This window comes from Massilia eurypsychrophila (assembly GCF_002760655.1).
Lineage (GTDB): Bacteria > Pseudomonadota > Gammaproteobacteria > Burkholderiales > Burkholderiaceae_D > JAFCUW01.
This window is the reverse complement of the sequence record NZ_PDOC01000034.1, coordinates 18469-30449: the sequence shown is the minus strand read 5'-3', so window position 1 is coordinate 30449 and position 11981 is coordinate 18469. Positions and strand designations below refer to the sequence as shown.

The following is an 11981-nucleotide window of genomic DNA, read 5'->3' as shown; positions in this document are numbered from 1 at the left end:
GGACATACAAAACCATCGGGCCAACGGCATTTTTCGAGCTCCTTCTCACACTGGGCCTGGGTCCCGTAGCGCTCCATGAACTGCGTCAGGCTCAACCCGGGTTGAAACTGCACTCGATTCATCGCCGTCATCTCCGCTCCTCTCATCGCCGCTATGCGCGCTCATAGAAGTTGGACACTCGTCGGTGGGCTATGTTCAATTAAGATGAAGATCAGCGCTAATCAATTTCCCGATTGCAGATGTATCAGTAACTAATGTGCTTGATGCCATCCGCTCAGTGGAGCAGCGTGGGGCACTTGAAGTGGCGAAGCGCCTCACTGCAGATAGCTCTCGCGTGTTCAAATATGCGATGCGCTGTGGCCTTACTGAGAAGAATCCAGCGGCGTTACTTGGCGAGGTATTGGAGCCGCGCGAGAAAGGACACTTTGCGGCTCTTGGTCCGGACGATCTTCCTGATTTCTTGAGGGTGCTGTTCGCCAATGAAGCCTGCATGGGCCTGCCGACACGGGTCGCAATGCGGCTTATGATGCTTGTCTTTGTGCGTACCAGTGAGCTCATCGAGACGCCATGGTCAGAAGTCGACTTAAAAAATGGCGAATGGATTATTCCTTGGCATCGCATGAAAATGGGTCGGCGCAAAATGAAGCCAGACAAGACGGATCACCATGTCTGTCTTTCTAGGCAAGCACTCGCGCTTCTCCGAGAATTGCATAGGCTCACCGGTGGCAGTACGTATTTGTTTCCCAACCTCCGTGATCCTCAACGACCGATGAGTAACATGGCGATTCTGAAGGCGCTTGAGCGCATGGGTTACAAAGGTGATATGACGGGGCATGGGTTCAGGGCGCTAGCGACGTCGACGCTGAAGGAACGGCTAGGATTTCGGCACGAGGTAGTCGACCGTCAAATGGCCCACGCTACAAAAGATAAACTAGAAAGCGCATACGACCGCACCAAGTACTTCGACGAGCGTAAGGCGATGATGCAGCAGTGGGCAGACTATATTGACGCTGTGGCGGCCCAGGCCATCTTAGCTGGCGAGGTACGCTAGTCATCAGCTTGGGATTCGATGGATACACCAGCAAACCCATTGACCCGGCGCGGCTTGTGAGCCTAGATTGAAATCTACTTGGGGCGTCTCACATTATAGTGGTTCCGATAAGCGCCGGTCCTGATTGCGTACGTTGCCGACTGCCTTGTCGACCATGTGGCAGGCGAATGCATCGGCCGGCATCGCTAGTTTGTTTAGGATGTGCGACGCTTCGTCAGGCTCGGGGTTTGAGTTCATCCATATCCCCGCATCGCCGGCGTCGAGGACCACCGGACTTCGTCATGCACATCGAGCAGTCCGCCATCAGCCGCAGCGGTCACAATCGTGAATCCAGGAGTGCCATTTCTCTGAAATATCAACAGCTCAGCGTTGCTAACAATCTTCGCAATTATGAACAAAAATTGCATGTTGGTTAATGCATGTGGTTTCCGATGTGCTGCGGCAATGTAGCAGCGACGCTGATGCCTGAGGCTAGTGGCATCCCCCCGTATGCGTTCCCAGATTAGCGGCGTCGCCGCCTTCCGCCTGGCCGAGCCCCAGCAATATTCCGCACTCACTTACCGACTGGCTCGCGCTACACTGCTGGCGCAGTTCTTTAAGCTGACCCTGCAACGCCTTCAGCTCCTTTATGCGGCGCGCGACGTGCCCGATGTGCCGATCCAGCAGATCATTGACGCCGGCGCAGTCCTCATTCGGTCCGTCGCGAAAGTCGAGTAGCGCACGCACTTCTTCCAACGTCATGTCCAAGGATCTGCAATGACGAATGAACTGAAGGCGCTCGACATGCGATGCATCGTAGAGTCGGTAGTTACCCGAAGAGCGCGAGGGAACAGGAAGCAATTTTTGCTTCTCATAAAAGCGGATCGTCTCCACCGAAGAGCCGGTGTTGCGTGCCAGTTCACCGATTTGCATATGTGCAAGAGCCATGATTTATTGATCCCGAGTACCATACCTATGCAACAAATTTACCCTGTAAGAGCTTTATGGTTTCCGACTTAAGTGTAACGCTGATTCGGAGTTGCCGCCTACGAGAATTAAACTGCTTGACCCTGTACCTGCTACAGGCTGTCCAATGGCACTTGCTGTCAGACTCTGAATTTGTTCTGGAAAAAACTATGCAATGCTGTGACCACGAAAAAACCATCCAGGTTGCGGACGCATCTGTGTCTGAGGCGGTAATTGAAAACGCTTCCGGCGCTACTGCCGTCCTCCTTATCCATAAAATGGATTGTCCGACTGAGGAAAAGCTGATCCGCGACCGCTTCGCAGGGATGCCCGGTATCGACGGCATGCAATTTAACCTGATGCAGCGCGAACTGACGGTTCGGCATCATCTTCCGTCGACCGCCCCGATCGTGGCGGCGCTCAAAGCGCTCGACCTCGAGCCAGTGCTCAAAACTGATTCGCTCGCCGGTCCGGGAGCATTGGCTGCCGAAGCAGCCGATCTGTCCGCGGATTACCGCATCTCGATCACCAAGTGGGTGCTGATGGGCATTTCCGGCCTCTCGGCGGTGACTGCCGAGGTTGTCGCCTGGTCGACCGGGACGGATTCGTCCCTCCCGGTCGTGGCGCTAGCCCTGCTTGCCATCGCCACCGGCGGACTCGACACCCTGAAGAAGGGCTGGATCGCTGTGCGCCATTTTTCCTTGAACATGAACTTCCTTATGTCGCTCGCGGTCATCGGTGCTGCAGTGATCGGGCAATGGCCCGAGGCGGCTGTGGTGATATTCCTGTTCTCGGCGGCCGAAATGATTGAAGCCTTGTCGCTCGATCGCGCGCGCAATGCCATCAAAGGATTGATGGCCATGGCCCCGGATATGGCCACGGTTCAAGGTGCCGACGGCCAGTGGGCCGCGGTGCAGGCTGGCACAGTGGCGCTTGCGGCGGTCGTGCGCGTAAAGCCTGGCGAGCGGGTCCCGTTGGACGGCCAGGTCGTCGCCGGTCAGACGACGATCAACCAGGCGCCGATCACCGGCGAGAGCATGCCGGTTGTGAAACAGGCAGGCGACCCGGTGTACGCCGGCACCATCAACGAGCGCGGTGAGATCGACTACCGTGTGACGGCAGTGCAAAGCAATTCCACGCTGTCGAGGATCATCAAGAGCGTCCAGCAGGCGCAAGGCGAACGGGCGCCGACGCAGCGCTTCGTTGACGAGTTCGCGCGCTATTACATTCCCGCAGTCGTCGCCATGGCGCTGATCGTCGGCCTGGCCGTGCCGCTATTGATGCAAGCGCCGTTCCAGCCTTGGCTATACAAGGCGCTCGTTTTGTTGGTCATTGCCTGCCCGTGCGCGCTGGTCATTTCGACCCCGGTCACTGTCGTCAGCGGCCTGGCTGCAGCAGCCAAACAGGGAATGCTCATCAAGGGCGGCGTCTACCTCGAACAGGGACGCAAGCTGAAGGCGCTGGCGCTCGACAAGACCGGAACCATTACGCTGGGCAAGCCATCGGTGACGGACACCATCGTCGTTGGCGACGGGGATCAGGCGAAATGGATGCGCTACGCGGCGAGCCTGTCGAACCGTTCGGATCACCCGGTGTCCACGGCTGTGGTTGCGCATTGGAAGGGGCTGGGTATCCAGGAAGCTCTGTTCGAGGTCAGCGACTTCGAGGCCATTACAGGCCGCGGCGTCAAAGGCTCCATCGATGGGACCACCTACTATCTGGGCAATCACCGCTTGATCCACGAACTGGGAATTTGCACGCCTGAGCTTGAAGGGAAACTGGAGACGTTCGAAAAAGACGGCAAGACGGCGGTGCTGATCAGTTCTGCGACGGCCCCCATGATGATTTTAGCCGTCGCCGATACTATTCGCGATAGCAGCGTCGCAGCTATCGCGCGCATTCAAGGTATGGGCGTTCACGTCATCATGCTCACCGGCGACAACCCCCACACGGCGACGGCGATCGGCGCGAAGGTCGGCATCGACGACGCCCGCGGTAACTTGCTGCCCGAAGACAAACTCACGGCCATCAATGACATGGTGAGCAAGTACGGCTATGTCGGCATGGTGGGCGACGGCATCAACGATGCGCCGGCGTTGGCCAAGGCCGATATCGGGTTTGCCATGGGGGCGGCAGGGACCGATACCGCCCTGGAAACAGCCGACGTCGCGCTGATGGACGACGACTTAAGCAAACTCGCGGATTTTTTGACCTTGAGCCGAAGGACCAGTCGCGTCCTGATGCAAAATATCGCTGTGGCACTGGGCATCAAGGCCGTGTTCCTCGTCCTGGCCCTGACAGGACAGGCAACCTTGTGGATGGCCGTGTTCGCCGATATGGGCGCCAGTCTGCTAGTCGTTTTCAACGGCTTGCGTCTGCTGCGGCAGTCGAAGTGAAGGTTGGACACATCCCAAACCGCGCCATATTAGGTGAAGAGCTATAATCCAAGCCATGGTCAATCGCTTTTTCTACATGCTAGCACTTGCATTCGCTCTCCAGATGAGTGCTGGGGTTGCGAGCGCGTATTGCATGCACGAGACCGGTAAGGCGAGTGAACATTTCGGCCACCATCAGCATAAACATCAAGACGCTGCCGGCGACGAAGATAGTTCGGCGCCGGCAAAAAAGGCGGGCCCCGATCCCGACTGCGCATCGTGTTCACATGGAACATCGGTGTCGCCGTCGTGGTCCTCGAACATCTCGCAGCATCTGCTTCCTGCTCACCAGCAGCTGGCCCAGCTTCCCTCGCGGCCCACGCCTTACTTCGGTCTGCCCGAACGCCCCAATTGGATGGTCGCCGTCTAAGTTCGGCGCCGGTCCAGCCATAAATTCCTGATACAGGTTCCCAATACGCTCGCGCGTAGGCTTGTCGTCGCCGAATTCCTTCCACCACACCTGGAGAATTCGATGCGATCATTATTTTTCCCTATCGGGCTCGCGTTGCTATGCGCGCAGCCTTTGCTGGCTGCCGCACAGGCGCCCGCCACACTAACAGCTGAACCCAAGGCCTATTCGCCCCAGTCTGCACCGCTGACGCTGGAAGCGGCGATCAGCCGAGCGTTCTCAACAAATCCAGGTCTGCGGTCAGCCGGCCGCGATCTCGACATCGCGGCCGGCCAGCGCACGCAGGCTGGCGCAATCCCAAATCCGGAGCTTTCATACCTTTCTGAAGGAATCAAGAACGACGCGCGTACCACCACCGTCCAGCTCAACCAGGCCGTCGAATTGGGCGGCAAGCGCAGTGCCCGAATCGCGCTGGCCGAACGCGAGCGCGACGTTGCCTCGGCGGATCTGGCCAGCTATCGCAGCGCACTGCGCGCCGATGTAGTGACCGCATTTTTCGATGTGCTGACGGCGCAGGAACGTTTGCTCCTTGCCCAGGCGACGCAGGAACTCTCGCAAAAAGTGACAGGCGTCGCAGCGCGGCGTGTGATTGCGGGAAAAATTTCGCCGGTAGAGGAAACCCGCGCCCGGGTCGCCGAAGCCAGCACCAAGATCGAACTGAGCCAGGCTGCCAACGATTTGGCGCAGGCCAAGCGGCGCTTGGCGGCCACCTGGGGCAGTTCAGAGCCCATGGTGAGCCCGGTGGAGACACCCGGGATGCCGGCCGGCGCCAATCCGACAACGGACGAGCTCCTCGCACGCCTTCCTGCGGCGCCGCAAATCACCCGGTCGCGCCGAGAGATCGATCGGCAGGAAGCGCTGGCCGACGTCGAACGTAGACGCCGTTACCCTGACCTGACGGTGAGCTTGGGAAGCAAGCGCGACGAGCAGATCGGCCAGCGCCAGACCGTGGTTGGCCTGGCGATCCCGCTTCCCTTGTTCGACAGGAATCAGGGCAACCTGGCGAGTGCATTGCGGCGCACCGACAAGGCGCGCGACGAGCTGCTCGCCATACAAAACAAGTTATCCGCGGAGTTGGCGCAGGCGTCATTGCGTTTGAACGCGGCCGCAGCTGAACTGGCGATCCTGCGCGACGAGATCCTGCCAGGCGCGCATAGCGCATACGACGCGGGTACCAGAGGCTTCGAAGCCGGCAAGTTCAGCTTCATCGACGTGCTTGACGCCCAGCGAACCCTGTTCCAGGCAAAGACGCAGTACGTCCGTGCATTAGGAGAGTCGCATCGCGCCGCCGCCGATATCGAACGCATCATTGGAAACGTCGAGCAGCACGGCCGCTTGACGCCTCCCCAGCTCCAAAACAAGGAAATGCAATGAACGTCTCGAACATCGATAAAAAAACGCGCATTGCGATCGCCATCATCCTGGCTGTCGGCGCGATATTCCTGGCCATGATCCTAATGTCAGGCAAGAAATCAGCAGGGTCCGAAGAAGCTGGGGAGGCCGGGCACAGCGAAGCGGCGGAGCACGCCGACGGCGAACCGCGCGGGAAGAAGTCCGCAGCTGCACATGGCGACGAGAAAGCCCATGCAGGCGAGGAGCAGCATGCAGAGCCCCCGAAAAAGGGCCCTCACGGCGGATCCCTTTTCTCGCAGGGAAGCTTAAGTGTCGAAGTGCTCCTGGCGGAGCAAAACGGCGAGGCCAGACACCAACTGTGGGCCTATGAAAACGGCAAACCGCTCCCGCCCTCGGCTTACAGCGCATCCGAGCAGGTCAAACGGTCCCAAGGCGAAGTGCAGGACTACGCCTTTGCCGTCCAGGGCGACAGCCTGGTCACTTCCAAGACCATCGCCGAGCCGCACGTGTTCGAGGCCGACTTCGTCGTGAAACGGGACAAGGATGTTATCAAGTTCAACGTCTCGAGCAAGGAAGGCAAAGTCGAGCTGAGCGACGCCCAATTCAAGGCCGCCGGAATCAAGCTCGAGACGGCGGCGCCGGCGCGCATCCGCAGTGCGTTCCAGCTTGCCGGCGAAATCAGGTTCAACGAAGACCGTACGGCGCACGTCGTGCCGCGCCTGTCCGGCGTGGTTGAGAGCGTGTCGGCCAATCTCGGACAGCAGGTCAGGAAGGGCCAGGTCCTCGCCGTGATCGCCAGTTCGGACGTCTCGGAAATGCGCAGTCAATTACTGTCGGCACAACGACTGCAGACACTGGCGCGGGTGACCTACGAACGGGAGAAAAAGCTCTGGCAGGACAAAATATCGGCAGAGCAGGATTATCTTCAGGCCCAGCAGGCGTTAAGGGAAGCCGAAATCGCCACCCAGAACGCGCGCCAGAAGCTCGCTGCCATCGGCGCCGCCACCGGTGCCGCAGGGGCGTTGAACCGCTACGAACTGCGGGCGCCATTTGACGGCGCCATCGTCGAAAAGCACATCGCGCTGGGCGAGGCCGTCAAAGAGGATTCGAACGTATTCATGATTTCGGACCTGTCCTCGGTGTGGGCGGAAATCATCGTCCCCGCCAGGGACCTGGGCATTGTCCGGGTTGGCGAGCGCGCCACCGTCAAGGCCACCTCCATCGGGTCGGTCTCGACCGGCACGGTGTCGTACGTCGGATCGCTCCTCGGAGAGCAAACGCGCACGGCCAAGGGACGCGTGACGCTGGCAAATCCCAACATGGCCTGGCGCCCGGGCCTGTTCGTCAATGTCGAGCTCACATCGGATGAGCGAAATGCCGCAGTCGCCGTGCTCACCGAGGCCATCCAGACCGTCAACGACAGCCCGACCGTCTTCGTCAAGGTCGATGGCGGCTTTGTCGGCCAGCTGGTCACGACCGGCCGCAGCGACGGGAAGTACACCGAGATTCTTACCGGGATCAAACCCGGGACCGCGTACGCGGCCAGCGGAAGTTTCGTCGTCAAGGCGGAACAAGGCAAGGGCAGCGCCGAGCATGCACATTAAGCGGGAGAGATCACATGTTTGAACGAATCATTCGCTTTTCTATCGAACACCGGTGGCTGGTAATGCTTGCCGTCGTTGGCATGATGGCCATCGGCGTCTTCAGCTATAAAAAGCTGCCGATCGATGCCGTCCCCGACATCACCAACGTGCAGGTCCAGATCAACACTGCGGCGGCCGGCTATTCACCACTGGAAGTCGAGCAGCGCGTTACGTTTCCGATCGAGACCGTCATGGCGGGCCTGCCGAACTTGGAGCAGACCCGTTCGCTCTCACGCTACGGCTTGTCGCAGATCACTGTCGTCTTCAAGGACGGTACCGATATCCACTTTGCCCGCCAGCTGGTCAATCAGCGGATCCAGGAGTCGAAGGAAACCCTGCCAGATGGCGTCAGTCCAATGATGGGCCCGATCTCGACCGGTCTCGGCGAGATCTACCTTTGGACTGTCGAGTCGCTACCCGGCGCCAAGAAGGCCGATGGCACACCTTACACGCCGACCGATCTGCGCGAGATCCAGGACTGGATCATCAAACCGCAATTACGCAATGTCGGCGGCGTTACCGAAATCAACTCGATAGGCGGCTATGCGAAGGAATATCACGTCACGCCGAACCCGGCGAAGCTGGCGTCTCATAACCTGACCTTGCAAAATCTGGTTGTTGCGCTGGAGCGCAACAACAGCAATGTCGGCGCCGGCTACATTGAGAAAAAGGGCGAGCAGTTCCTCATCCGCGTTCCAGGACAGGTCCGCAACATCGAAGACATCCGCAACGTCATTCTGAGCAACGTGCAAAACGTGCCCGTCCGCTTGCGCGACGTGGCCGAGGTCGGCGTGGGACGCGAATTGCGCACCGGCGCGGCCACCGACAACGGCCAGGAAGTCGTGCTGGGCACCGTTTTCATGCTGATCGGGCAGAACAGCCGCGTCGTGTCGCAGGCGGTGGACAAGAAGATGGTCGAGATCAACCGCACCTTGCCGGCCGGCGTAAAGGCTTTCACGGTCTACGACCGGACGGTACTGGTCGACAAGGCGATCGGGACAGTCAAGAGGAACCTGCTGGAAGGCGCGGTCCTCGTCATCGCCATCCTGTTTCTCTTTCTCGGCAACATCCGCGCAGCGCTGATTACGGCGATGGTCATTCCCTTGTCGATGCTGTTCACCTTCACCGGTATGGTGACCTACAAAGTCAGCGCCAACCTGATGAGCCTTGGGGCACTGGACTTCGGCATCATCATCGACGGCGCGGTCGTCATCGTCGAGAATTGCGTGCGGCGTCTGGCGCATGCGCAGGAACACCACAAGCGTTCGCTAACCCGTGCCGAGCGCTTCCATGAAGTGTTCGCCGCCGCCAAGGAAGCGCGCCGGCCGCTGCTGTTCGGCCAGCTCATCATCATGATCGTCTACATCCCGATTTTCGCCCTCACCGGCGTGGAGGGAAAGATGTTCCATCCAATGGCGTTTACGGTGGTCGCGGCTTTGGTAGGCGCAATGATTCTGTCGATGACCTTTATTCCGGCCGCCGTGGCGCTGTTCATCGGCGAACGCGTCTCCGAGAAGGAAAACCGGCTGATGAACATGGCCAGCCGGGCATACAAGCCGATGCTCGAGCTGGTGATGCGCAGCAAGGCCATCGTACTGACCCTGGCCGCAGTGCTCGTCATCCTGTCGGGCGCGCTCGCTACCCGCCTGGGAAGCGAGTTCGTGCCGAGCCTGAACGAAGGCGACTTCGCCATCCAGGCGCTGCGCATCCCCGGCACCAGCCTTACCCAGTCGCTCGCGCTGCAACGGCAGCTCGAGAGTGGATTGAAGGCGAAGTTCCCGGAGATCGAACGTGTCTTTGCTCGGACCGGCACTGCGGAGATTGCATCCGATCCCATGCCGCCGAACATCTCAGACGGCTACGTCATGCTGAAACCGCAGTCCGAGTGGCCGGCGCCGAAGAAAACGCGCGACGAGCTGCTGGCGGCGGTGCAGGCCGAGGCCGCCAGATACCCGGGAAACAACTACGAGTTCTCCCAGCCCATCCAGCTGCGCTTCAACGAACTCATTTCGGGCGTGCGCAGCGACGTCGCCGTCAAGATCTTTGGCGACGACATGGACGTGCTCAACGACACCGCCGCGAAGGTGGCGGCAACACTGAACCGGGTACCAGGGGCGGCGGAAGTAAAGATCGAACAGACTACCGGGCTGCCCATGCTCACGGTGAACATCGACCGGGAAAAGACCACCAGGTACGGCTTGAACATTGGCGATGTACAGGAGACGATCGCCATCGCGACCGGCGGACGCACCGCAGGCACGATGTTCGAAGGCGACCGGCGGTTCGACATTATCGTGCGCCTGCCCGAGCACTTGCGCACCGACCTGGAGGCGCTCAAGCGCCTGCCTATACCGCTGTCCGGTTCCAAGGCGAGTGCCTTCGGTGGGGATGCCGGCGCGACGAGCTACATTCCGCTCGCCGAAGTGGCCACCCTCGACTTCACGCCAGGTCCGAATCAGATCAGCAGGGAGGACGGCAAGCGGCGCATCGTGGTGAGCGCCAATGTACGCGGTCGCGACATCGGCACGTTCGTGCCTGAAGCCGAAGCGATGATCTTGAAAGAGGTAAAAATCCCTCCGGGGTATTGGACCCGGTGGGGCGGGACGTTCGAACAACTGCAGTCCGCAACACAGCGCCTGCAGGTCGTGGTGCCGCTCGCGCTGTTCCTGGTGTTCACGCTGCTGTTCGTCATGTTCAACAACGTCAAGGATGGGTTATTGGTCTTCACCGGGATCCCGTTCGCCCTCACGGGCGGCATCCTTGCCCTATGGCTGCGAGACATTCCGATGTCAATCTCCGCGGCGGTGGGGTTCATCGCCTTGTCCGGGGTGGCAGTGCTCAATGGTCTGGTCATGCTGTCGTTCATTCGCACGCTGCGCGAAGAGGGAATGGGACTGGACGATGCAATCAATACAGGCGCGCTCACGCGTCTGCGGCCGGTGCTGATGACCGCACTGGTCGCTTCGCTCGGCTTTATTCCAATGGCGATTGCCACCGGTACCGGCGCCGAAGTGCAACGGCCCCTGGCCACGGTGGTGATCGGCGGCATCCTATCGTCGACCATATTGACGCTGCTCGTCCTGCCGCTGCTTTATCGACTCGCCCATGGCAAAGACAGCGATGAAGAACTCAATCGAGCCACCGCGAACGAAGTGGTCGCCTGACAGGCGATCGGTATTCTTGACCGCCGAGTTGGTGGGAGGAATTTTGACCAACAGCCTGGCGTTGATCTCGGACGCAGCCCACATGTCCACCGACGCGCCGGCCCTCGGAATATCGCTGGCGGCAATGAGAATCGGGCGGCGCCCAGCCGACAGCAAGCGCACCTTTGGCTATTATCGTTTCGAGATTCTTGCGACCGCATTCAACGCGATATTGTTGTTCATGGTTGCGCTCTATATCGTCTATGAAGCCTACGAGCGCCTGCAGACACCGGCGGAGATTGAGTCGGGCACGATGTTGGTTATCGCCGCGATCGGTCTGGTCGTCAACCTGATCAGCATGCGCCTGCTCAGCGCGGGGAAGGATACCAGCCTGAACATGAAAGGCGCCTATCTGGAAGTGTGGAGCGACATGCTCGGATCGATTGGCGTCATTGTCGGCGCGCTGTTGATCCGCTACACCGGTTGGAGCTGGGTTGATTCAGTGATCGCGGTAGGCATCGGACTATGGGTATTGCCACGAACCTGGACCTTACTCAGGGAAAGCATGAATGTGCTGCTGGAAGGAGTGCCTGACGGACTTGGCATTGAAGAAATCGGCGCCTCGATTCGCGCTAAGCCCGGCGTGACAGGCATCCACGATCTGCACGTTTGGTCCATTTCGAGTGGCAAGACCAGCCTGTCGGTCCATGTGGTGAGCAACGGCCCACCAGTAACCTGGCCGGCGCTGGTCGCCGGCGTACGCGACATGCTGGCGCACGACTTCGAGATTCACCATACGACCGTCCAGGTCGAGGATTCGCCATGCGAACAAGCTGGCGAGCTGCACGACTTCACGCCCGAGCATGCGAAGACCGAGTTACAAAATGAATAGATATGCGCCGGCTTTCAGCGACAGAAAGGATGAGTCGACGTGAGCCAACATGAACATGGGGTGCCCGACTGGCTAGTTGAGGCTTCCCTTGCCATCTTTGTCTTCGCTAT

General features: G+C 59.6%; 8 protein-coding genes and 1 pseudogene. 7 read left to right on the top strand and 2 right to left on the bottom strand.

Translation table 11 applies throughout. The features are described from left to right. A pseudogene (locus tag CR105_RS29145) lies at window positions 1–131 on the bottom strand (IS1595 family transposase); the annotation flags it as partial. A gap of 89 nt (window positions 132–220) precedes the next feature. On the opposite strand from CR105_RS29145, the gene CR105_RS25840 reads away from it, so the two are divergent. Then, on the top strand, window positions 221–1051 hold the full coding sequence (locus CR105_RS25840) for a tyrosine-type recombinase/integrase (protein WP_099793628.1): 831 nt from the start codon (window positions 221–223) through the stop codon (window positions 1049–1051). 471 nt (window positions 1052–1522) lie between these two features. On the opposite strand, the gene cadR is transcribed toward CR105_RS25840, so the two are convergent. Then, entirely contained in the window at window positions 1523–1963 is a 441-nt protein-coding gene (cadR, locus tag CR105_RS25835) for a Cd(II)/Pb(II)-responsive transcriptional regulator (protein WP_143752815.1), read from the bottom strand. A gap of 203 nt (window positions 1964–2166) precedes the next feature. Here cadR and CR105_RS25830 point away from each other — a divergent pair, with 203 nt between their 5' ends. The 6 genes from CR105_RS25830 to CR105_RS25810 all read left to right on the top strand — a co-directional run bounded on the left by CR105_RS25830 (window position 2167) and on the right by CR105_RS25810 (window position 11871). After that, window positions 2167–4392, top strand: coding sequence for a heavy metal translocating P-type ATPase (locus CR105_RS25830; protein ID WP_099793624.1), 2226 nt, complete (start codon window positions 2167–2169; stop codon window positions 4390–4392). Window positions 4393–4447: 55 nt separating this feature from the next. Next, window positions 4448–4801: a hypothetical protein gene (locus tag CR105_RS28060; protein WP_131021840.1), complete on the top strand. Its 354-nt coding sequence runs from the start codon at window positions 4448–4450 to the stop codon at window positions 4799–4801. 102 nt (window positions 4802–4903) lie between these two features. Further along, on the top strand, window positions 4904–6214 hold the full coding sequence (locus CR105_RS25825; protein ID WP_099793621.1) for a TolC family protein: 1311 nt from the start codon (window positions 4904–4906) through the stop codon (window positions 6212–6214). Next, window positions 6211–7797 carry an efflux RND transporter periplasmic adaptor subunit gene (locus CR105_RS25820; protein WP_099793619.1) on the top strand — a complete coding sequence of 529 codons (1587 nt, stop codon included), beginning with the start codon at window positions 6211–6213 and terminating at the stop codon, window positions 7795–7797. Before CR105_RS25825 ends, CR105_RS25820 begins: the two co-directional genes overlap by 4 nt. A gap of 14 nt (window positions 7798–7811) precedes the next feature. Beyond that, window positions 7812–11000 carry a CusA/CzcA family heavy metal efflux RND transporter gene (locus tag CR105_RS25815; protein ID WP_099793617.1) on the top strand — a complete coding sequence of 1063 codons (3189 nt, stop codon included), beginning with the start codon at window positions 7812–7814 and terminating at the stop codon, window positions 10998–11000. Continuing rightward, window positions 10957–11871: a cation diffusion facilitator family transporter gene (locus CR105_RS25810; RefSeq protein ID WP_370660709.1), complete on the top strand. Its 915-nt coding sequence runs from the start codon at window positions 10957–10959 to the stop codon at window positions 11869–11871. The genes CR105_RS25815 and CR105_RS25810 overlap by 44 nt, the downstream gene beginning before the upstream one ends. Window positions 11872–11981 lie beyond the last annotated feature (110 nt).